19 protein-coding genes and 1 tRNA gene are annotated in these 21,924 nt (G+C 73.4%); 9 read left to right on the forward strand and 11 right to left on the reverse strand.

Annotated features, from left to right (window positions below; translation table 11 throughout):
* Positions 1–37: 37 nt before the first annotated feature.
* Positions 38–111, forward strand: a tRNA-Met gene (locus AL2_RS12605).
* A gap of 131 nt (positions 112–242) precedes the next feature.
* On the opposite strand, the gene AL2_RS12610 is transcribed toward AL2_RS12605, so the two are convergent.
* Positions 243–1,193, reverse strand: coding sequence for a DUF5996 family protein (locus AL2_RS12610; protein ID WP_083946453.1), 951 nt, complete (start codon positions 1,191–1,193; stop codon positions 243–245).
* A gap of 147 nt (positions 1,194–1,340) precedes the next feature.
* Here AL2_RS12610 and AL2_RS12615 point away from each other — a divergent pair, with 147 nt between their 5' ends.
* The 5 genes from AL2_RS12615 to AL2_RS12635 all read left to right on the forward strand — a co-directional run bounded on the left by AL2_RS12615 (position 1,341) and on the right by AL2_RS12635 (position 8,833).
* Positions 1,341–1,709 carry a DUF3054 domain-containing protein gene (locus AL2_RS12615; RefSeq protein ID WP_067633747.1) on the forward strand — a complete coding sequence of 123 codons (369 nt, stop codon included), beginning with the start codon at positions 1,341–1,343 and terminating at the stop codon, positions 1,707–1,709.
* Positions 1,710–1,845: 136 nt separating this feature from the next.
* Complete coding sequence (locus AL2_RS12620) at positions 1,846–3,492, forward strand: AMP-binding protein (RefSeq protein WP_067633343.1); 1,647 nt, start codon at positions 1,846–1,848, stop codon at positions 3,490–3,492.
* A gap of 56 nt (positions 3,493–3,548) precedes the next feature.
* Entirely contained in the window at positions 3,549–6,572 is a 3,024-nt protein-coding gene (locus AL2_RS12625; protein WP_067633345.1) for an AMP-binding protein, read from the forward strand.
* 99 nt (positions 6,573–6,671) lie between these two features.
* Positions 6,672–8,027, forward strand: coding sequence for a cytochrome P450 (locus AL2_RS12630; RefSeq protein WP_067633347.1), 1,356 nt, complete (start codon positions 6,672–6,674; stop codon positions 8,025–8,027).
* Positions 8,024–8,833, forward strand: coding sequence for an SDR family oxidoreductase (locus tag AL2_RS12635; RefSeq protein WP_067633349.1), 810 nt, complete (start codon positions 8,024–8,026; stop codon positions 8,831–8,833). The genes AL2_RS12630 and AL2_RS12635 overlap by 4 nt, the downstream gene beginning before the upstream one ends.
* A 3-nt stretch (positions 8,834–8,836) precedes the next feature.
* Here AL2_RS12635 and AL2_RS12640 read toward each other — a convergent pair whose 3' ends face one another.
* A complete protein-coding gene (locus tag AL2_RS12640; protein WP_067633351.1) occupies positions 8,837–9,724 on the reverse strand; it encodes an oxygenase MpaB family protein in 888 nt (295 codons plus the stop codon).
* 105 nt (positions 9,725–9,829) lie between these two features.
* Here AL2_RS12640 and AL2_RS12645 point away from each other — a divergent pair, with 105 nt between their 5' ends.
* On the forward strand, positions 9,830–10,468 hold the full coding sequence (locus AL2_RS12645) for a TetR/AcrR family transcriptional regulator (RefSeq protein WP_067633748.1): 639 nt from the start codon (positions 9,830–9,832) through the stop codon (positions 10,466–10,468).
* A gap of 76 nt (positions 10,469–10,544) precedes the next feature.
* Positions 10,545–12,062, forward strand: coding sequence for a carboxylesterase/lipase family protein (locus AL2_RS12650; RefSeq protein WP_067633353.1), 1,518 nt, complete (start codon positions 10,545–10,547; stop codon positions 12,060–12,062).
* Here AL2_RS12650 and lhgD read toward each other — a convergent pair.
* The 3 genes from lhgD to hisN all read right to left on the reverse strand — a co-directional run bounded on the left by lhgD (position 12,059) and on the right by hisN (position 14,448).
* Entirely contained in the window at positions 12,059–13,246 is a 1,188-nt protein-coding gene (gene lhgD, locus AL2_RS12655) for an L-2-hydroxyglutarate dehydrogenase (protein WP_067633355.1), read from the reverse strand. The genes AL2_RS12650 and lhgD overlap by 4 nt on opposite strands.
* A gap of 26 nt (positions 13,247–13,272) precedes the next feature.
* Positions 13,273–13,464, reverse strand: coding sequence for a tail-anchor membrane protein (locus AL2_RS12660; protein WP_067633357.1), 192 nt, complete (start codon positions 13,462–13,464; stop codon positions 13,273–13,275).
* A 180-nt stretch (positions 13,465–13,644) separates the two neighbouring features.
* Entirely contained in the window at positions 13,645–14,448 is an 804-nt protein-coding gene (gene hisN / locus AL2_RS12665; RefSeq protein WP_067633750.1) for a histidinol-phosphatase, read from the reverse strand.
* Between the two features lie 134 nt (positions 14,449–14,582).
* Here hisN and AL2_RS12670 point away from each other — a divergent pair, with 134 nt between their 5' ends.
* Positions 14,583–15,437 (forward strand): hypothetical protein, encoded by an 855-nt coding sequence (locus AL2_RS12670; protein ID WP_067633359.1) that lies wholly within the window; start codon positions 14,583–14,585, stop codon positions 15,435–15,437.
* An 18-nt stretch (positions 15,438–15,455) separates the two neighbouring features.
* On the opposite strand, the gene AL2_RS38355 is transcribed toward AL2_RS12670, so the two are convergent.
* The 6 genes from AL2_RS38355 to AL2_RS38505 form a co-directional block, all read right to left on the reverse strand.
* A complete protein-coding gene (locus AL2_RS38355; protein ID WP_176579694.1) occupies positions 15,456–16,976 on the reverse strand; it encodes a serine/threonine-protein kinase in 1,521 nt (506 codons plus the stop codon).
* 39 nt (positions 16,977–17,015) lie between these two features.
* On the reverse strand, positions 17,016–17,981 hold the full coding sequence (rsgA, locus tag AL2_RS12680; protein WP_218003652.1) for a ribosome small subunit-dependent GTPase A: 966 nt from the start codon (positions 17,979–17,981) through the stop codon (positions 17,016–17,018).
* 57 nt (positions 17,982–18,038) lie between these two features.
* On the reverse strand, positions 18,039–19,310 hold the full coding sequence (gene aroA, locus AL2_RS12685) for a 3-phosphoshikimate 1-carboxyvinyltransferase (protein ID WP_067633365.1): 1,272 nt from the start codon (positions 19,308–19,310) through the stop codon (positions 18,039–18,041).
* Positions 19,311–19,354: 44 nt separating this feature from the next.
* Positions 19,355–20,095 (reverse strand): anti-sigma factor family protein, encoded by a 741-nt coding sequence (locus tag AL2_RS12690; protein ID WP_067633367.1) that lies wholly within the window; start codon positions 20,093–20,095, stop codon positions 19,355–19,357.
* Entirely contained in the window at positions 20,092–20,685 is a 594-nt protein-coding gene (locus tag AL2_RS12695; protein ID WP_083946454.1) for a sigma-70 family RNA polymerase sigma factor, read from the reverse strand. The genes AL2_RS12690 and AL2_RS12695 overlap by 4 nt, the downstream gene beginning before the upstream one ends.
* Positions 20,686–20,811: 126 nt before the next feature.
* Positions 20,812–21,855 (reverse strand): DoxX family protein, encoded by a 1,044-nt coding sequence (locus tag AL2_RS38505; RefSeq protein ID WP_067633371.1) that lies wholly within the window; start codon positions 21,853–21,855, stop codon positions 20,812–20,814.
* Between the last annotated feature and the right edge of the window lie 69 nt (positions 21,856–21,924).

A 21,924-nucleotide genomic window follows, 5' to 3' on the forward strand; every position in this document is an offset into this window, starting at 1 on the left:
CCTAACCACCCCCCGCCCCATACAGTTAACCCATCACCGCGGGGTGGAGCAGTTCGGTAGCTCGCTGGGCTCATAACCCAGAGGTCGCAGGTTCAAATCCTGCCCCCGCTACGAGTCTGGAGTCCCCTTGGTCGCCGCTTTGCGGCTTCCCGGGGGACTCTTCGCTTTCATCGGGGGGCGACCCCCCGGGGCCCCCCGGTTCCGCCGCCATCCCCCGCCCGCCCGCCCCTGGGGCTCCGCCCCTATCCCCCCTTGTGGGGCCTTGGGCTGGTCGGGGTGTTCTCCAAGGTGGAGCGGTCCCAGCCGGCGTTCACTGCGGCGGCCTCGTACGTGGACTGGAGGAACTCGGTCAGGGTTCCGTCCGGGTCTTCGGCGGCGGCCACTGCTTCGTACGGGAGCACGAATTCGCCCAGCTCGTGGCTGTAGTAGGCCCCGGGCGGGCCTGCCGGATGGTCGGCGAAGCCCGCGGGCTCCGGGTAGGCGTACGAGTAGAAGGCGCCCTCCTCGCCTCCGCCCGGCCAGAAGCCGGCGCTGGACAGCTCGCCGGAATAGCCCTCCACCATCACCCAGTCCGGGCAGTTCGGGGCGCCGCCGGGGTGCCGGGGGGCGGGACGGCCGGAGAACCTCGTGCAGGCCAGGTCCATCGCTCCCCAGAAGAAGTGCACCGGGCTGACCTTGCCCGCGAAGTGCGAGCGGAACCTGCCCAGGACCCGGTCGGCCTGGAGCAGCTGGCCCCAGAACAGGCGCGCCGCATCAGGGTCGTAGGAGGCGTTCTCGCGGTCTTCGGCGAAGGGGATCGCCGGGTCCACCTCGTTCGGGCGCGCGTTGATCGGCGCCTCGATCCCCAGCTCGCCCAGCGCCTCCAAGGTCTGGGCGTAGAAGTCGGCGACCGGCTTGGGCTCCAAGGGGACCGTGCGGGACCCGCCGTCGCTGCTTCTGATGCGCAGCACATGATCGACGAAGTCGAATTCGACGTCGAAGACGCCCGCCCCGTACGGGACCGCCGAAGTGGTCAGGCCCCGAGGGCTGACGTAAAGGGTGACCTGCCACCAATGGTTGAGCATCGGCGCATGGGCCAACCGGATCTTCCCGACGATCTGCGTCCACATGTGCAGGGTGTCGCGGGTCTGCGTCCAGTCCGCCACCCTCAGCCGCGGCCAGTTGCGGGGCCGCTGCTCTGCTCGCTCGCCCATCACGCCTCCAGGTGAACGCACCCTCGGCCGGTCACCGGCCATGATCGGAGTGTGATACCCCGGATGGCCCGCCATTCACGAAGAGTGCGGAGCCGGGTACTGCCCTGTGGCGTCCGGAGGCGGGGAGAGGTCGCCTAGCCTGTGGGGATGCGGAATCTTGTGGGCGGGGTGGCGGATGTCTGCTGCGTGCTCGTCTTTGTGATGATCGGGCGGGCTTCGCATGAGGAGGCCGCCAGTCTGGGCGGGTTCGCTAGTACTGCCTGGCCGTTCCTGGTGGGGGCCGCCGTCGGGTGGGGGTTGACCCGGGCGTGGCGGCGGGCTGAGGTGTTGGTGCCTGTGGGGGTTGGTGTCTGGGCGTGCGCGGTCGGCGTGGGAATGGTGCTTCGGGTCGTCTCCCGACAGGGGACCGCCGTTGCGTTCGTGGTGGTGGCGTCGGTGTTTCTGGGAGTGGCGCTGCTCGGGTGGCGGGCCTTGGTACGGGTCGTGGAGGGGCGGAAGGTGTCCGCCGCCGAGTGACGGGACTCGTGGGGCTCCTACAAATGACCGCCTGGTCTTTTTGAGTGGGTCAATCAGTTGACGGGGGCGCGCCGTCCTGGTGAAGTTACCCGCGAGTCACGTGGGTGACCGTGATCATGTTGAAAGGGAAACACCGATGGCATCTGCGCTGCGCGCATGGCTGGAGAAGCCGAACACCGGACGTGGCGTGCACCTGGCGGCCGACGACGGCGGCTGGGAGTTCCGCGACTACGGTGCGCTGGCCGCCGCCGCGCGACGCACCGCCGGGGCGCTGATCGAGGAGGGCGTCCGGCCGGGCGATGTCGTGTGCCTCATCCTGCCCACGGATTTCACCTGCATCGAGACCTATTACGCGGTCTGGGCGGCGGGGGCGACCGTCTGCCTGATCACGCCGCCGTTGTTCCAGGACGGGGACGACTACGTCGCGCATGTCGCGGCGATCCTGCGGCAGGCGTCGCCGGCGCTCGTCGTCGCGTCCAAGGACCTGAGCGAGTACGCCGGGCGCGCCATGGACCAGGCCGGGCTGAGCGGCGAGCCGTGGCAGCCCCGCCAGGGCGAGGAGGCGGACGTGCAGCCGGCCGGGGAGCTGGCGCTGCTGCAGTTCACGTCCGGGTCCAGTGGCGCCCCGCGAGGCGTCATGGTCACCTGGGCGAACCTGGAGGCCAACAGCGACCTGATCGCGCGGATGGCCGGGTACGAGGACGGCGACGTGGTGGCGACGTGGCTGCCGCTCTACCACGACATGGGGCTCATCGGGACGTTCATCACCCCGATCGCACGGCAGGGGATCCTGCGGCTGATGCGGCCCGACCACTTCATCCGCGACCCGGCACGGTGGATCCGGTGCTTCGCCGAAGCCCGGCACACGGCGGCGCCGCCGTTCGCCTACGCCTACTGCGCGCGGCGGGTCAAGCCCGAGCAGCTGGAAGGGCTCGACCTGTCGGGATGGAAGATGGCGCTGATCGGCGCCGAGCCGATCGACCCGCACACGCTGGAAGTGTTCGCGCAGCTCGTCGAGCCGTACGGGTTCTCGCGGACGATGTTCAAGCCCGCCTACGGAATGGCCGAGACGACGCTGCTGGTCACCATGGACAACGCGCCGCGCGATCCGCTGGCCGTCCGGCCCGACCCCGAGGCGCTGTCGTTCGGGCAGCCCGTGCGGATCCTGGAGCAGCACCGGCTCGGGGCCCAGTCGATCGGCGCGAAGGCCGGGTGGGTCGTGGGATGCGGGACGCCCGAAGGCGACGTGCCCGTCGTCATCGTCGACGACGACGGCAACGAGCTGGCCGACGGGCTGCTCGGCGAGATCGTGGTCGGCGGGGCGTCCGCCTGCCCCGGGTACTACGCCGGGGCCGAGGCCAAGTCGACGCGGTTCATGGACGGGAAGGTCTACACCGGGGACGCCGGGTTCTTCCATGAGGGGCAGTTGTTCGTCCTGGGGAGGATGGGCGACAGCATCAAGGTCCGCGGGCGGTCCGTGTACGTGGAGGATCTCGAATCCAAGATCGCCGAGGTCAGCGGGCTCGGGAAGGGGCGCATCGTGGTCGTCGGCGTCCCGGGCGCCGGGCAGAAGGGGCTCGCGCTGTTCGCCGAGACGCAGACCGAGGAGTGGATCCCGGCGGTGCGCGAGACGCTGCGGCGCCGGGTCGGGGACGACGTCGAGATCACCGTCGTGGTCGGCACCGGTCTGATCCAGCGGACGTCCAGCGGCAAACCCCGCCGCAGGTACATGTGGGAGCGGCTCCAGAGCGGTCACCTGGACGGTGCGCGCACCGTCGCGTGATTGCTAAAGCCGCTGACAACAGGACACCATGTCGTTGACGCTGCGAGAGGTCGACGATGCCGGCTGTTGCCAAGACGCTGTTCCGCCTGGGCGCCCGCCTGGGCTCCACCGCCCAGAACGCCCTGGAGGTCGCCCGGTTCGGGGGATTCGACACCGACGAGGACGCCTCCCCGTGCGAGGTGGTGACCGAGCAGCGGGTGTACCGGCTGCGGCACTACTTCCCGGACGCGGCGGGCGGGCCCGTGATGCTGCTCGTCCCGCCGCTGATGATCACCGCGGAGGTGTACGACATCTCGTCGCGGGTCAGCGCGGTCGGGGTGCTGCACGACCTCGGCGTCGATCCGTGGGTGGTGGACTTCGGCGCGCCCGAGCGGGAGCCCGGCGGGCTGGAACGGACGATCAGCGACCACGTGCTGGCCGTCAGCGACGCCGTCGACCGGATCCGGAAGGCGACCGGCCGGGACGTCCACCTCGCCGGCTACTCGCAGGGCGGCATGTTCGTCTACCAGGCCGCCGCGTACCGGCGCAGCGAGGGCATCGAGTCCATCGTGACGTTCGGCAGCCCGTCCGACATCAGCCAGGGGCTGCCGTTCGGGCTGCCCAGCTGGCTGGCGTCGGAAGGGGTCGAGCGGATCCCCGACTGGGTGCTCGGCGGGTTCGCGGTGCCCGGATGGGTGACGCGGCTGGGATTCCAGGCGCTCAGCCCCGTCAAGTCGGTGCGGTCGCGGGTCGACTTCATCCTGCAGCTGCACGACCGGGAACGGCTGGCGCCGAGGGAACGGCAGCGGCGGTTCCTGGAGCGGGAGGGGTGGGTCTCGTGGCCCGGCCCCGCGCTCGCGGAGTTCCTCCGCCAGTTCATCCAGCACAACCGGATGCTGACCGGCGGGTTCGTCATCGGCGACCGGCTCGTGACGCTCGCCGACATCACCTGCCCCGTCCTCACGTTCGTCGGCGAGGTCGACGAGATCGCGCCGCCGCCGATGGTGCGCGGCATCAGGCGGGCCGCGCCGCGCGCCCAGGTGTACGAGGCGTCGCTCAGGGCCGGGCACTTCGGGCTCGTCGTGGGCAGCCTCGCCATCGCGCAGACCTGGCCCGCCGTCGCGTCGTGGGCGCTGTGGCGGGAGGGGAAGGACGAGCTTCCGGAGATCGTCGCGCCCGTGGCGGGGGACGAGGAGGCCGAGACCGCCGACCTCCCCGGCGGGCCGGCCGGGTACGGGCTCCAGCTGGCGATGGGCATCGGGACGAGCGCCGCGCGGTCGGCGTTCCGGACCGCCTCCCAGATCGTCCGGGGGAGCCGGCAGCTGAGCGGGGAGGCCGCGCAGAACCTGCCGCGGCTGGCGCGGCTGGAGCGCATCCAGTCCGACACCCGCATGTCGATGGGGCTGCTGCTCGACGAGCAGGCCCGCCACAGGCCCGGCGACGTCTTCTTCCTGTACCGGGGGCGCGCGCATACGCACGACGCGGCCAAGCGGCGCGTCGACGCGGTCGTGCGCGGGCTGATCCACATCGGTGTGCGGCGCGGCGACGCCGTCGGCGTGCTGATGGGGACCCGGCCCACCGCGCTCGCGCTCGTGGCCGCGCTGAGCCGGCTCGGGGCCGTCGCCGTGCTGCTCCGCCCCGACGGCGACCCCGCCGCGGAGGCGCGGCTGAGCCAGGTGACGCGGGTCATCGCCGATCCCGAGCACGCGGCGCGGGCCGCGGAGCTGGAGGACGTCCAGGGATACCTGCTCGGCGGTGCCGGGCGCGGTGACCGCGGGTCGCTCGTGGACATGGAGCGCATCGACCCCGGGCAGGTCGAGCTGCCCGGGTGGTACCGGCCCAACCCGGGGCGGGCCGGTGATCTCGCGTTCGTGGTGTTCCGGGGGGACGGGGAGCAGCTGCGGGCCAGCCGGATCACGAACCGGCGGTGGGCCCTGTCGGCGTTCGGGACCGCGTCGTCGGCCGCCCTGTCGTCGTCCGACACCGTGTACAGCGTCACGCCGCTCCAGCATCCGTCCGCGCTGCTGATGAGCATCGGCGGCGCGGTCGCCGGCGGGGCGCGGCTCGCGCTGGCCGGCGCTCCCATCGCGGTTCCCGGGGTGCGCGGGGGCTCGTCCCCCCACCAGGACATCGACCCGGAGATGTTCTGGGACGAGGCGCGCCGCTACGGCGTCACCGTCGCGTCCTACACGTGGACGCTGCTGCGCGACCTCGTGAACGCGCCGCCGAACCCGGCCGAGCGGCACCACGCGGTCCGGCTGTTCATCGGGTCCGGCATGCCGCGCGGGCTGTGGCGGCGGGTCGAGGAGCGGTTCGCGCCCGCGCGGGTCCTGGAGTTCTACGCCTCGACGGAGGGCGAGGCGGTGCTGGTCAACCTGAGCGGCAAGAAGCCGGGCTCGCTGGGGCGGCCGCTGCCGGGCAGCGCGCGGGTGCGGCTCGCCCGGTACGACCTGGAGAACGGGCGGCTCGCCGAGGGGCCCGGCGGGTTCGCGGTCCGGTGCGAGCCGGGGGAGATCGGCATGCTGCTCGCGCGGGTGCGGCTCTCGGCGATCGGCGCCGCGGCGCGTCCGGTGCGGGGCGTGTTCCGGCCCGAGGACGCCTGGACGATCACCGGGGACCTGTTCCGGCGCGACGCGGACGGCGACTACTGGCTGGTCGGACGGGAGGCCGAGCTGATCCGCACGGCCGAGGGCATCGTCCCGCCCGGCCCGATCCGGGACGCGCTCGGCGATCTGCCCTACGTCGACAGCGTCGCCGTCTACGGGATCCCCGCGGGAGGCACCGAACTGGCCGCCGCCGCCGTGAGCCTGCGGGCCGCGGGGGGGCGGCCGCCCGTGGAGGAGACGGTCAAGGCCATCGATCTCTCGGAGGCGCTGCTGCGGGTGGAACCGGGGCTGCGGCCCGCGCTCGTCCGGGTCGTGGACGAGGTGCCCGTCACGGCCGGAGGGCGGCTGCGGACGGCGCCGCTGCGCGCCGAGGGGATCCCCGCCGCCGGCGACGGGCGGACCTACTACCGCGACAGGTCGGGCGCGTACCGGCCGCTGACCGAGACCGCGCGGCGCAGGCTGCTGCGGGCCGGCGCGGCCCGCGAGGCGCGCTGACGCGCAAGTCACCGGCGATAAGTCTGGACTTACGGGCGCCCGTTACGTTAGAACAAAGCAACAGATTTCGGTTATTTGTTGCACGCGTCCGGAGGGGTCATGACGAGCGTCCTCGCGCCGCCGCCGCAGGGCAGCGGCCTGAAACCGGTCCCCGGCGTGCCCGGCGTCCCGTACATCGGCAGCACGCTCGCCGTGATGCGCGACCCGATCGGGATGGCCCGCAAGCGGTACGACCAGTACGGTCCCGTCGCCTGGGGCTGGCTGCTCGGGCAGCGGACCGTCACCGTCCAGGGGCCCGAGGCCGCGCAGGTCGTCCTGGTCAACCGGGACAAGGCGTTCGCGAACGGCCCGGCGTGGAGCTACTTCATCGGCCCGTTCTTCACGCGCGGCATCATGCTCCTGGACTTCGAGGAGCACCTGCACCACCGCCGCATCATGCAGGAGGCGTTCACCCGCCCCCGGCTCCAGGCGTACATGGAGGCGATGGCGCCCGGGATCATCAAGGGCGTCGAGTCGTGGGAGCCCGGCCCGGGCTTCAAGGTGTACGACCACATCAAGAAGCTCACGCTCGACCTCGCCGTGGACGTCTTCATGGGCGTCGAACTGGACGAGGCGGAACGCACGCGGATCAACGGCGCGTTCATCGACGCCGTCCGGGCGGGCACGGCCTACGTGCGGTTCCCCGTCCCCGGCCTGCGCTGGCACAAGGGGCTCCAGGCCCGCAAGGTGCTGGAGGAGTTCTTCTACCGGCACCTGCCCGCCAAGCGGCGCGACGGCGGCGACGACCTGTTCGCCGCCCTCTGCCAGGCCGAGACCGACGACGGCGAGCGGTTCACCGACGAGGACGTCGTCAACCACATGATCTTCGCGCTGATGGCGGCGCACGACACCACCACCATCACGCTGACCACGGTGGCCTACCACCTGGCCAAGTACCCCGAATGGCAGGCGCGGCTGCGCGCGGAGTCCCTCGCCCTCGGCAAGGCGCAGCCCGGCTACGACGACCTCGACCGCTTCACCGGCATCGACATGGTGATGAAGGAGTCGCTGCGGATGGTCGCGCCGGTTCCGGCGCTGCCCCGCAAAGTCGTCAAGGACACCTCCATCCTCGGCTTCCACATCCCGGCCGGCTCCCTCGTCGTCGTGCCGATGCTCAGCAACCACCACATGGCGCAGTGGTGGCCGGATCCGGACACGTTCGACCCCGGGCGGTTCTCCCCGGAACGCCGCGAGGACAAGGTCCACAAGTACGCGTGGGCCCCGTTCGGCGGCGGCGCGCACAAATGCATCGGGATGTACTTCGCCGGGATGCAGGTCAAGACCATCCTGCACCAGGTGCTCCAGCGCTATCGCTGGAGCGTCCCGGCGCGGTACGAATGGCCCCTGGACACCACGTCCCTCCCTTCGCCGAAGGACGGGCTTCCCGTCCGGCTCGACCGCCTGGAGCACCAATGAGCAAGGTCATCGCCATCACCGGAGCCGCGCGGGGAATCGGCCTCGCCACCGCCCGCGCGCTCAAGGCCAAGGGCGCCACCGTCGTCATCGGCGACATCGACGAGGCCGCCGTCAAGGAGGCCGCCGAGTCGCTGGGCGTCACCGGCCTCACCGTGGACGTCACGTCCCGCGAGTCGTTCAGCGCGTTCCTCGACCAGGCCGAAGAGGCCGCCGGCCGGCTCGACGTGCTGATCAACAACGCCGGGATCATGCCGATCGGGCCGGTCGTGGACGAGAGCGACGCCGACGCCCGCCGCTGCATGGACATCAACGTGCACGGCGTCATGCTCGGCACCAAGCTCGCCCTCGGCCGGATGCTGCCGCGCGGCGAGGGCCACATCATCAACATTGCGTCGCTCGCCGGCGTCATGTTCACCCCCGGCCTCGCCCTCTACAACGCCAGCAAGGCCGCCGTCGTCGGGTTCACCGAGGCGACCCGGCTGGAGGTCCAGGACCGCGGCGTGCACGTCAGCGCCGTCATGCCGACGTTCACCAACACCGAGCTGGTCGCCGGCACCGAGAGCCCGAAGGGGCAGAAGAACTGCGAGCCCGAGGACATCGCCGCCGCGATCGTCGAGCTCGTCGGCAAGCCGCGCCCGCAGGTCGCGGTGCCGAAGAAGCTCGGCACGCAGGTCAAGCTCGGCGCGCTGCTCCCCGAGCGGCTCCGCCAGGCCACATCCCGCCGGCTCGGGCTCGACAAGATCTTCCTGGAGTACGACCCGGACGCGCGCAAGGAGTACGACGCCCGGATCCGGTCACAGGGATAGCCGTCAGGCCCGCCGCGCCTTCCGCGCCTTCCGCGCCTTCCGGAGTGCCCTTTCGGAAGCACGGGCGCGGCGGGCCTGCGGCAGGTAGCGGACGGCCTCGGGCAGCAGCGGCCACGCCCGGTTCCCCGCCCGGACGGCCGCCGCGAACCGCCGGTAGCGGCGCTCGTCGGCGGCGCTCCACGGCAGGTCCAGCAGTTCGCGCATGCGCGGGTGCAGCCCGCCGACCGTGAGGAACCGGGCGACCGCGTTCAGCGGCGCCGACATCGCCCGCCACACCGGCGCCGGCACCCGCTTCGGGCGCGGCAGGCCCTTCTTGGCGTAGCCGACGCCGTACCGGGCGGTCTTGTGCGGGACGATCTCCTCGTCCAGCATCCGCTTCCAGTAGACCTGGAACGCCTCCCAGTCCGCCGGCATGGCCCGGTCGCTGACCCCGTACATCCGGAACCAGGTCTTCGACTCCTCGTAGATCCGGCGCTTCTCCGCCTCGCCGAGGGGGCGGATGAACGTCTCGATCCCGTACAGCATGGTGTCGAGGAACGTGGCGTGCGCCCAGTAGTAGGTCTCGGGGTCGAGCGCGTGGTAGCGGGTGCCGTCCGGCAGCGTCCCCTTGATGTCGCGGTGGTAGTCGCGGACCTTCCGGCCCGTCTCGGCGGACCGCTCACCGCCGTACACGGTGTCCAGGATCGGCCCGGCGGACCGCTTCACCCGCGCGAACGTCTCGGAGAAGAACACCGAGTGGTCGAGGACGCCCTGGCCGAGCGCCGGCAGCATGTTCTGCAGGACGGCCGCCCGGGGCCCGACGAGGAACATCCGGGTGTCGCCGAAGTAGCGCCAGGTCAGCGAGCCCGGCCCGAGCGGGGCCGGGGGCTGCGTCTCGGCCTGGTCCGTCATGTGCACCGCCGCGGGGGAGAGACAGGAGTACAGATCGACGATTATTGTAGCTCTGTCTCGTCCGGCGTCACGAGCCGGACACCGGATCCGGTTAGGGTGCTGGTCATGACGACGGATGCCACGACCTCGGACGCGTTGCTGGCGCGGCTGGCCGCGCCGGAGGGCGGTGCCGACGACCTCGACACCCGCATCCTGGACGCGGCGCTCGCCGAGTTCGAGACCTACGGGCTGCGCAGGGTCAGCGTCGAGGACGTCGCCAAGCGGGCCGGGGTCGCGCGCACCACCATCTACCGGCGGTTCACCAACAAGGAGCAGCTGCTCCAGGCGGTGATCCTGCGGGAGTGCCACCGGTTCCTCACCGCGATCGCCGAGGCCACCGAGGACCTGGAGTCCGCCGAGGACGCCGTCGTGGAGGGGTTCGTGGTCGGGCTGCGCAGCGCCCGCACGCATCCGCTGATGAGGCGCGTCCTGGAGAGCGAGCCGGAGGCGTTCCTCCCGCAGCTCAGCATGAACGGCGGCGCGGTCATGCTCGCGGCCCGCGACATCCTCGCCGACCGGCTGCGCCGCGCCCGCCCCGGCGACGCGGAGGACCACAACACCGTCGCCGAGGTGCTGCTGCGGCTCGCGGTGTCGCTGCTGCTGCTCCCGGGCGGCGGCCTGGAGTTGGACGACGAGGACGCCATCCGCGCGTTCGCCCGCGGGTACCTCACCCGCATGCTCCGCCCCGCGCCGCGGAAGGGGTAGCAGCGGCGTTCCGCCGGCCGCCTCCGTCCCGTACGCTCTGGCTAGTCGAATTCTGTTCTAGAACCGGAGGCGCGGCATGGAGGCGGTCGTACAGACGTCCCACGGGAAGGTGCGCGGCAGGACACGGGACGGTGTCACCGCCTTCCTGGGCATCCCCTACGCCGCGCCCCCGTTCGGGCCGAACCGCTTCCGGGCGCCGCGCCCGCCCGAGCCGTGGGACGGCGTCCGAGACGCCTTCGAGTACGGGCCGACCGCGCCCAAGCCCGGCTACCCCAGGCCGTTCGACACCCTGCTGCCCGACCCCGACGTCCCCGGCGACGACTGCCTCAACCTGAACGTCTGGACGCCCTGCTTCTCGGGGGGTACAGGGGGGTCGTCCCCCCTGAATGACACGACGCCGGAGCCGGGCGCCTCCGGGCTTCCGGTCATGGTGTGGATCCACGGCGGCGCGTTCCGCAACGGGTCCGGCGCCGTGCCCGTCTACAGCGGCCGCAACTTCGCCCGCGACGGCGTCGTCTGCGTGACGATCAACTACCGGCTCGGCGTGGAGGGCTTCGCCAACCTGCCGGGCGCCCCGCTCAACCGGGGGCTGCTCGACCAGATCGCCGCCCTGGAGTGGGTCCGCGACAACATCGCGGGCTTCGGCGGGGACCCGGGCAACGTCACGATCTTCGGCGAGTCGGCGGGCGGCATGAGCGTCACCACGCTGCTCTCCCTCGACCTCGGGCTGTTCCGCCGGGTGATCGCGCAGAGCGGCGCCGGCGGCATCGCGCAGGACCCGGACGACGCCATGCTCGTCACCAGGGAGATGGCCGCCCGGCTCGGCATCGAGCCGACCGCGGAGGCGTTCGCGGCGCTCGACCCGGCCGCGATCATCCCGGCGCAGGCGTCCGTCGCCGCGGAGGTCTCGATGGTGCCCGACCCCGGCCGCTGGGGCGCCACCACCGCGGCGGGCGCCATGTCCCTCACCCCGGTCCTGGACGGCGAGCTGCTCTCCCGGCGCCCCGAGGACGCCATCGCCGCCGGCGCCGGGCGCGACGTCGACCTCCTCATCGGCTACACCTCCGAGGAGTTCCGGCTCTTCCTGATGCCGACCGGCCTCGCGGCCCAGCTCACCGACGAGGTGACGGGCCTGATCGCCGCCGGCATGGGCGTCCCGGCCGGGCTGCCCGCCGCCTACCGCGACCGCCACCCGGACATGACGGCCGGCGAGCTGACGGCCACGATCATCACCGACCACCTGTTCCGGATCCCCGCCAACCGCACCGCCGCCGGGCACGCCGCGTCCGGCGGGCGGACCTGGATGTACGAGTTCGCGTGGCGGTCGCCGAACCACGACCTCGGCGCCTGCCACGCGCTGGAGCTGGGCTTCGTGTTCGACACCCTGACCGCCGAACCCGACGGGCTGACCGGGCCGAACCCGCCGCAGGAGCTCGCCGACCGGATGCATCGCCACTGGACCCGGTTCGCCGCCGCCGGCGACCCCGGCTGGGAGCGCTTCGACCCGTCCACGCGGGCGGTGCAGACGTTCGGCGGGCCGTCCGACGAGGTCGTCCGCGACCCGCGCGGCGACATCCGCAAGCTCTGGGACTAGAGCCGCTCGACGACGTGCTCGGCGATGGCCATGGCCGACGTGGCCCCCGGGGACGGGGCGTTGCGGACGGTCACGACCGGGCCGACACGTCCGATGCGGAAGTCGTCGACGAGCGACCCGTCGGGGTCCACCGCCTGCGCGCGGACCCCGGCGGGCGCCGCGACGACGTCGGCCGCCGCGAGTTCCGGGACGAAGGCGCGCGCCTCCGCGACGAACGCCCGCTTGACCGCCGACCCGTACAGCTCCTTCGCGCCCGTCCGCCAGTGCCGCCGCGCCAGGCGCCGGAAGCCCGGCCAGCGGATCGTCTCCCACAGATCGGCCGGGCGGACGTCGCGCCGCCGGTAGCCCTCCCTGGCCAGCGCCAGGACGGCGTTGGGGCCGACGTCCACGCCGCCGTCCACGCGGCGCGTGAAGTGCACCCCGAGGAACGGGTAGCGGGGGTCGGGCACCGGGTAGATGAGGCCGCGGACCAGGTCCGTCCGGGACGGGACGAGCCGGTAGTACTCGCCCCGGAACGGGATGATCGCCGGGGCCGGTGAGTCGCCCGCCAGGTGCGATACCCGGTCGGCCTGGAGCCCGGCGCACACCACGAGCGCGTCGAACACCAGCTCCTCGTGCGCGGACGCGACCGTGACGCGGTCGCCGGCCCGGCCGAGACGGACGACCTCGAACCCCAGCCGCACCTCTCCGCCGCCCTGCACGACGTCGCCCGCGAACGCGCGGGCAACCGCCGGGAAGTCGACGATCGCGGTGGTGGGGGAGTGCAGCGCGGCCACCCCGGCGGCGTGCGGCTCGATCTCCCGCAGCCCGCCGCCCGCCAGGCGCCGCAGCCCCGGCACCCCGTTGGCCGCCGCGCGCCGCTCGATCTCGTCCAGGGCGGCCGTCTCCGACGCGTCGCGGGCGACGACGACCTTGCCGCACTCCTCGTAGGGCAGGTCCCGGTCGGTGCAGTAGTCCTTGAGCAGGCCGATCCCGCGCCTGCACAGCGTCGCTTTCAGCGAGCCCGGGGCGTAGTACAGGCCCGCGTGGGCGACGCCGCTGTTGTGGCCCGTTTGATGGGCCGCGACACGGTCCTCCTTGTCGAGGACCGTGACGGTCGCGCCGGGGCGCGTCTGCGTCAGCCGGCGCGCGATCGCCAGCCCGAGAATCCCCGCGCCGACGACCCCGACCCGTGTTTCCGCCACATCCGCACCCTAGCGGTGGGCCGCGGTCAGCTCCCGAGGCGCTTGCGCCCCTGCGCGCGCACCCGCTTCCGCTGGGACGGGTCGAGCATCATGTACCCGACGAGCGGCGCGCCGATGACGCCGAGGATGATCAGCGCGCTCAGCCACCACGGGAAGACGAACAGGGTCAGGAAACCGACGACGACTCCGCCGATCACTACCTTGGTCTGGGTCGACATCTGGTACCTCCGTTTACGGGCCGCCCATCTGTGACAACGGCCGTCCCGCGACCGCTGTTCCACGATATGTCGCGAGTCGGGCGGATGGCCATGATGATCTGGCCTCCACGGGAGGTATGCCCGGCGCCGGGCGGTCAGATGCGCGGTGCTCAGATGCGCGGTGCTCAGATGCGTCGGTGATCAGATGCGCAGGGAGAGTTGGCCGCCGCCCAGCGTCCGCAGGACCTCGGCGTGCAGTTTCCCGTTCGTGCAGACGACGCTGCCGCCGTCCGGGCCCGGCACGCCGGACAGGTCGGTGAACATCCCGCCGGCCTCCTCCACGATGACCTGGAGGGCGGCGAGGTCCCACAGCGACACCTCCGGCTCGGCGGAGATGTCGACCGCGCCCTCGGCGACCATCATGTGCGACCAGAAGTCGCCGAACGCCCGCGTCCGCCACACCGACCGGGTCAGGTCGAGGAAGCGCGGGAGGCGGCCCTGCTCCTCCCAGCCGCTCAGGCTGGAGAACGACAGGGACGCATCGGACATCTCAGTCACCGACGACACGTTCATCCGGCTGGCGCGGGTGAGGCTGCGGCCCGTCCAGGCGCCGCCGCCGCGGGCCGCCCACCAGCGCCGGTTGAGCGCGGGCGCCGACACCACCCCGACGACGATCTCGTCGTTCTCCATCAGCGCGATCAGCGTCGCCCACACCGGGACGCCGCGCACGAAGTTCTTCGTGGCGTCGATCGGGTCGATGATCCAGCAGCGGTTCCCGTACCCGGTCTTGCCGTACTCCTCGCCGAGCACCGCGTCCCGCGGGCGGGCCCGCTTCAGCGTGCCGCGGATCTGCTCCTCCACGCTGCGGTCGGCGTCGCTGACCGGCGTCAGGTCCGGCTTGGTCTCGATGGCCAGATCGAGGGCGCGGAAACGCCTGGTCGTGATGTCGTCGGCCCCGTCCGCCAGCACATGCGCGAGACGCAGGTCATCGGAATAGCCCGCCACGGCGTGCAACGCTACCCTGATCACCGCCGGTCCAGACACACTTACCCGTGCCGATCCGGCTTTTCGGTCGTCCGGACGTGGCGCGCCGGGCCGATGGCCGGTTTCGCGGGCCGGGCAGTGGCAGCATGGGGGCCATGCCGCACGACCTTCCCGCGTGGGTGGCCGAGCTGACCGACCCGCGCCGGGCGGCGACGCTCGACGAGCTCGCCGACCGCCTCGTCCCCCTCGCCGAGCACGCCATCGACGTGTCCCGCCGCTTGCAGGCGCAGCTCAACGAGCTCAACGACCCGTTCAAGCGCGAAGCGCTCTACGGGCGCGTGGAGCGGCTGAAGGCCCGGGTGAGCGAGGCCCTGGACGAGATCACGGCGGAGATCGCCGCGTCCGGGGAGGAGCGCATCGAGCGGGTCTGGGCGGACTGGGCCGAGCAGGCCGGGCCCGGCGACCGCGGCGCGCGGGAGCGGGAGCTGCGCGGCCTGCTGGACCGCGACATCGTCCCGGTGCTGTCCAGGCAGCAGAAGGACGTCGCCGAACGCGTCGCCGAACGCACCTCCGAGGCGCTGGAGGACGCGACGCAGACGCTGCTCACGCGGGTGGAGGAGCTGGCCAGGGCGGTCACCGACCTGATCCACGACGTGCTGCCGCTCGCCCGCGAGGGCCTGGCGCTGGCCAGCCGCATCTCGGCCCTTTCCGGCCAGGCCCGGAAGGCGGGCCGGGGGCCGGTACCGGACGAGCTGAAGGACGCGGGCGCCGAGACGTCCCGGGCGTTCGACGAGGCCGTGGCGCGGCTGGAGCTGGAGTGGTCCGCGCTCGGCGCCCGGTCGGCCGTCGTGCGGGCGGCGCTGCGCGGCGCGGAGGAGAGCGCGTTCAGCCACGTCACCGAGGAGATGACCCGGTGCGTGGAGGAGCTCGCGCCCCGGCACGTCAGGGCGCTGAACGAGGCCGAGGCCAAGGCCCGCGCCCTCTTCGGCGAGCCGCCCGGCCAGGACTGAGCGGCTAGGACTGCGCGGCTAGGACGTCAGGGTCAGGGACCGCAGGAACGACTCGTAGTACCGGACGCTCTCGTCCCAGTGCGCCTGGTCGGTCGCGAGCAGCACCTGGTAGAAGACGCCGCCGGACTTGAACACCCGCACGCGCGTGCGCCCCGGCGTGCCGTTCTTGACGAAGGTGAACTGCACTTCGGCCGCCGGCCCGTACTTGTAGGGGACGTCCCGGTCGAAATCCTCCTGCTTGAAGCGGGGGTACGAGGCCGGGTCGTTCTTCATCTGGCCGATGGCGGACGCGAGGCCGTCTCCGGGGCTCTGGAAGGATGAGCCGAGACGCTGGAACGCCAGCCCTCGCGTGACGCCCGCCGCCCGGTCGGTGAACGTCACGTCGTCGCCCTCGGCCTCTTCCTTCCACCCTGCGGGGACGGCCGCGGTGAACGTCGACCCCCGGTACTCGCGGAAGCCCTCCGGCACGGAGGCCCGCGCGGACGGCGCGGACGGCGAGGTCCCCGGCCGCCCGTTCCCGCTCTGCCCCCGGTCGCCGTCGACGAACACGACGACCGCGACGACGGCGGCGGCCAGCGCGGCCGCGAAGATCCCGGCGGGCACGACCAGCGGCCACGGGAAGCGCCTCCGCCGCCGCTGCGGAACCGGCGGAACCGTCGGAACGGTCGGCGACGCCACCGGAGGCTGCAGCGTCACATTGTGGGGCGCCTCCACCGGCGTGAACGCTGGCGAGGGCGCACCCCGCGCGACCCGGAGCAGCCGCCCGGCCTCGTCCGGCCCCATCCGCTCGCCGGGGTCCTTGCGCAGCAGCCCGTGCAGGACGGGTGCGAGGGGGCCGGCGAGGCGGAGCGGGTCCGGATCGTCCGACAGGACCGCGGCCATCACGCCCCACACGTCCGGCCGCCCGAACGGGGGGCGGCCCTCGGCGGCGGCGTACAGCGTCGCGCCCAGCGACCACAGGTCGGACGCCGGGGTCGCCTTCTGGTGCCGGGCCTGCTCGGGCGCCAGGTACGCGGGCGACCCGACGATCGCGCCCGCCTGGGTGAGCGTCTCGTCGCCCGCCACGGTCGCGATGCCGAAGTCGGTGAGGACGGCCCGGCCGGGCGGCAGCAGCACGTTCCCCGGCTTGACGTCGCGGTGCACGACCCCGGCCCCGTGGGCGGCGCCCAGCGCGTCCAGCAGGTCGAGGCCGATCGCCGCGACCCGCGCGGGCGGCAGCGGACCCTCCCGCGCGATGACCTTGTCGAGCCCCTCCGCCCGGACGAGCTGCATCACGATCCACGGCCGGCCGTCCTCCTCGACGACGTCGTAGACCGTGACGATTCCCGGATGGTCGAGCCGCGCCGCCGACCGCGCCTCCCGGAACGTCCGCGCGTACAGCCGCTCGACCTGCGCGTCGTCCAGGCCCTGCGGCAGCGACACCTCCTTGACCGCCACCTCGCGGTCGAGCGTCCGGTCGCGGGCCCGCCACACCGCGCCCATTCCACCCCGGCCGAGCATCTCCAGGAGCTCGTACCGCGCCGCGATCATCTGAGGCATGCAGCGACCCTACCGACGGGCCGCGGTGGCCGTCGCGGGCTATTCGGCGTCGGCCTCGCGGGAGGACAGGAGGCGGCGCAGGGAGTCCAGGCGGGCCCGGGACGCGCGGCCCTCCGCGACCCACTCATCGAGGCCGCAATCGTCCTGGAAGTGGTCGCAGTGCGGCGGGCAGCGCTCGGCGGCGCCCTCCGCGAGGTCGTCGAACGCGTTGATCACGTTCTCCGGTTCGACGTGCGCCAGGCCGAAGCTGCGGACGCCCGGGGTGTCGATGATCCAGCCGTCGCCGCCGGGCAGTTCGAGCGCGATCGCGGACGAGGAGGTGTGCCGGCCCCGCCCGGTGACCGCGTTGACGTGGCTCACCGCGCGTTCCGCGTCCGGGACGAGGGAGTTCACCAGCGTCGACTTGCCGACCCCCGAGTGGCCCACCAGCACGCTGGTGCGGCCGGTCAGGTGGCCGCGCAGCTCCGCCAGGTCGCCGCCCCGCCGCGTCACCACGTACGGGACGCCGAGCGGCGCGTACTCGGCGACCAGCGCGTCCGCGTCGGCGAGGTCGGCCTTGGTGAGGCAGAGCAGCGGGTCCATCCCGGCGTCGTAGGCGGCGACGAGCTGCCGGTCGATCATGCGGGGGCGCGGCTCCGGGTCGGCGAGCGCGGTCACGATGGCGAGCTGGTCGGCGTTCGCGACGATGATCCGCTCGAACGGGTCGGTGTCGTCGGCGGTGCGGCGCAGCGACGAGGTGCGCGGCTCCACCCGGACGATCCGGGCGAGGGTGTCGGGATCGCCGGAGACGTCCCCGACGAGCGCCACCCGGTCGCCCACGACGACGCCCTTGCGGCCCAGCTCGCGGGCGCGCATCGCGGTGACGCCGCGCTCGTCGCCGGTGCCGGCGCCGACCAGGCAGCGGTACCGGCCGCGGTCCACCGCCAGCACGAGGCCGCGCGAGGCGTCCTCGTGCGCGGGACGGCGGCGGGTGCGCGGTCGCGACCCGCGGCGCCCGGGCCGCACCCGGACGTCGTCCTCGTCGTAGTCGCTCGTTCGTCGAGCCAGTGTCCGCCCCTGCCGTCAGGCGGGCGCCAGCATCGACGCCCACAGCCGAGTGAAGTTCGGAAGAGTCTTGCCCACGGTGCCCGGATTCTCCACCTCGATGCCGGGAACGGCCAGGCCGAGCAGCGCCGCCGCCATCACCATCCGGTGGTCGTCGTAGGTGTGGAAGACGCCGCCGCGCAGCGGGCGCGGGCGGATCTCCAGTCCGTCCGGCAGCTCGGTGGCGTCGCCGCCCAGCCCGTTGATCTCCGCGACCAGCGCCGCGAGGCGGTCGGTCTCGTGGCCGCGCAGGTGCGCGATCCCCGTCAGCCTGGACGGCGAGTCCGCGAGGGCGCACAGCGCCGCGAGCACCGGGGTCAGCTCGCCGACCTCGTGCAGGTCGGCGTCCAGCCCGGCGAACCCGCCCCGGCCGCGCACCGTCAGGCCGTCCGGCCCGCGGGACACCTCGGCGCCCATCGTCGCGAGCAGGCCGCGCAGCGCGTCACCCGGCTGCGCCGTCTCCGCCGGCCAGCCCGGCACGGTCACCCGCCCGCCCGTGACGAGCGCGGCGGAGAGGAACTGCGCCGCGTTCGACAGGTCCGGCTCGATCGTCCAGTCGCGGCCGTGGAGCGGGCCGGGCGCGACCCGCCACGCGTCCTGCTCCGCCTCGACCGCGGCGCCCGCCTCGCGGAGCATCCCGACGGTCATCGCCAGATGCGCCGCCGACGGCACCGGCGGGCCCTCGTGCCGGACCTCGACGCCCTTCTCGAAGCGCGGCGCGGCCAGCAGCAGCCCCGACACCAGCTGGGACGAACCGGACGCGTCGATCACGACCTCGCCGCCGTTCACCGAGCCCGTGCCCCGGACGGTGAACGGGAGCGCGCCCCGCCCGCCGTCGTCGATGGCGGCGCCGAGCGCCCGCAGCGCCGTGATGATCGGGCCCATCGGCCGCTCCCGGGCGCGCGGGTCGCCGTCCACGAAGACCTCGCCGGACGCGAGCGCCGCGACCGGCGGCAGGAATCGCATCACCGTCCCGGCCAGGCCCGTGTCGACGCTCGCCGGGCCGCGCAGCTCACCCGGGACGATCCGCCAGGCCGCACCGTCCTGCGCGATCCCCGTGCCGAGCGCGCCGAGCGCCGCGGCCATCAGATCGGTGTCGCGGCTGCGCAGCGGCCGGACGATCCGGCCGGGCGCGGCGGCGACCGCGGCCAGGACCAGCGCGCGGTTGGTCATCGACTTCGAACCGGGCAGCGGCACCGTGGCGTCCACCGGGGCGTGCGCGACCGGGGCGGACCAATGCGGAGTGGGCATGCCCCAAGGTTATCGGGCCGGGGCGAATCGGAGCGGGGAGCGGATCACAGCGGGATGGTGAGCAGCGTCCCGCCGCTGTCGAGCCTGACGGCGAAGTGGTCGATCTGCTGCCGGTCGAGCCCCGTGCCGCCCTGCATGATCAGCGGCTTCGGCTGGCCCGGCACGCCGTAGCCCTTGTCGGGGACGCGCCAGCCCGCGACGACGCTGTGCTCACCGTCCCGCGACACGGCCTCCAGATGGCACCGCAGCGGGCCCTTGATACCGCGCAGCTCCAGGCTGACCTGCGTACCCCAGCCCTTGTCGACCAGGCCGACCGTCCCGGACGCGCCCGTGCCCGCGTCCGTCGCGCGGAACTGCTGCCCCGTGACCGGCTGCGCCACGGGCGGCGGCTTCGGGTTCGCGCCCTCGTCGCCGTTCAGCGTCGTCCCCAGCGCGATGCCCGCGCCCAGCGCCACCGCCGCGGCGGCGGTGCCGGCCGCGTACGCGCCGCGGCGGAACCGCCGGTCCGCCCGCCGCCGCCGGCGCATCATGTCGATCACCGGCGCCGGCGGTGTGGACGGCTCGTCCTCCTCCGCGGCGGCCTCCGGGCCCGGCTCCGGGCCCGGCCCCGCCGCCGCGCCGGGCGCCACCTCGAAGAGGGCCCCGGCCGTCCCGGCCAGTTCGCCCAGCTCGGCCTGGCACCGGCCGCACCCGGGCAGATGCGCCTCGAACGCCCGCCGATCGCCGTCTTCGAGAAGGCCCAGCGCGTAGGCGCCGACGTCGGTGTGCTCGATCTGGGAACTCATGAGGTCACCCCCCTCTCCTCCAAGGCGACGCGCAAGGCGCGCAGCGCGTAGTACACGCGGGACTTCACCGTCCCCACCGGGATGCCGAGGTACTCGGCGGCCTGGTTGACCGTACGGTCGCGCAGCACCGTCTCCGTCAGCGCCTGCCGATGCGCGGGGGAGAGGGACTCCAGCGCCTCCGTCACGACCACCTTGCGCAGCAGGCCGTCCATCTCGTCCGCCATCGGGAGGTTCTCCAGGGGGCCGTCGCCGACCTCCGGCGGCCTGACCTCGCGCTGCCGCCGGTTGTCGATCACGATACGCCGGGAGACCGTGGCCAGCCACGGCATCAGCGAGGACGTCCGGTCGTCCAGCCGGTCCGCGCTGCGCCACGCCCTGATCATGGTCTCCTGCACCACGTCCTCGGCCCACTGGCGGTCACCGCCGGTGAGCCGGAGGACGAACGCGAGGAGGGGCCGATGGTACTCGCGGTACAGCTCGGCGGCGATCTCCTCGTCGCTGGCGGCCGATGGCGGCCGTGCCGTGCCGGGGCGGCGGAGCAGGCTCCGCAACCCGCCGGGCTGGCGACCGGTCGGTCCGGGAAGTGCCATGGCCGGGGCGTCTCCGTGGATTTGGCGGCGGGTGGGGGCCGGTGGACGGTGTCTCCTGGCAGTACGGGACCGCCGCGCCCCACGGTTCAACGCTCTTGAGGGTCTTTTAAGGTTCTCTTCGGGAAGTCAGCGCTTGACCGCCTCCATGACCCTGCCCGCCTGGACGGCCGTGCCCGACTTCACCGTCCGGCCGGCCTTCGCGGCCTTCGCCGCCTGGGTGGCGGTGCCCGCCTTCACGGTCTTGCCCGCGGCCTTGCCGGCCTTCGCCGCCTGGCCGGCGCGGAACGCCGCCATCTCGCGGATGTCCGGGTTGCCGCCACGGGAGAACGGCCCGCCCTTGGACCGGCCCCGCCACCCGATGCCCTTCAGCGCACCGGTGGCCTTGCCCGCCTTGAACGTGCCGGCCGCACCGACTCTGGTCAGCGCGCCGCCCGCCTTGCCGGCCCGGAGCACGCCGCCCTTGCCCGCCCGGCCGGCCTTGAAGAGACCGGTCCCACCGGTGGCCTTGCCCGCCTTGAAGAGACCGGTCCCACCGGTCCGGCCCGCCTTGACGAGGCCGCCCGGCATGGCGGTCCGCCTCGCCTTGGCCGCCTTCGCGGCCTGCTTGGCGGCCTTGCGCCCGCTCTCCGCGCGGGCCACCCGCACCTGGCGGGACGCCTCCCGGCGGGCGTTCCGCAGCGTCGCGGCGGCCTCCCGGCGCATGGCCTTCACCTCGGCGCCGGTCTTGATCTGCGACTCGCGCATCGCGCGCCGCAGCTCCGCCGTCCGGGGCGCGCGGCGCGGCTCGGTCGCCGACATGAGCAGCGCGCCGAAGAGCGCCGCGTTCTTCAGCAGGTGGGAACGCTCGTTCGCGCGGCGCTCGGGGTCGTCCTCGGTCCAGTAGCGGTGCTCGGTCGCCAGCGCCGGGATCAGCTGCGCCGCGAGCACCAGCGTCGTCAGCCGCCGGAACCTGCCGGTCAGCAGCAGCGCGCCCGTGCCGAGGCTGAGCGCGCCCTCGATGCGGACGAGGGTCTCGGGGTCCTTCGGCATCCAGTCGAGCCGGTCGGCGACCGGCTTGACGGCCGGGCCGACCTGCTCGGCGCGCTCGCGGGGATCGCGGATGGCGTCCAGGCCGGTCATGATGTAGGGCGCCGCCACGAGCGGGCGGGCCAGGGTCGTGAAGGGTCGCATGACCCTCACATGCCCAGCGCGCCGCACCTCAAGCGCGCGCCCGCCCAGTGTCGTCGGCTCGTGGTCTCA

It is taken from the genome of Actinomadura latina NBRC 106108 (assembly GCF_001552195.1).
Taxonomy (GTDB): domain Bacteria; phylum Actinomycetota; class Actinomycetes; order Streptosporangiales; family Streptosporangiaceae; genus Spirillospora; species Spirillospora latina.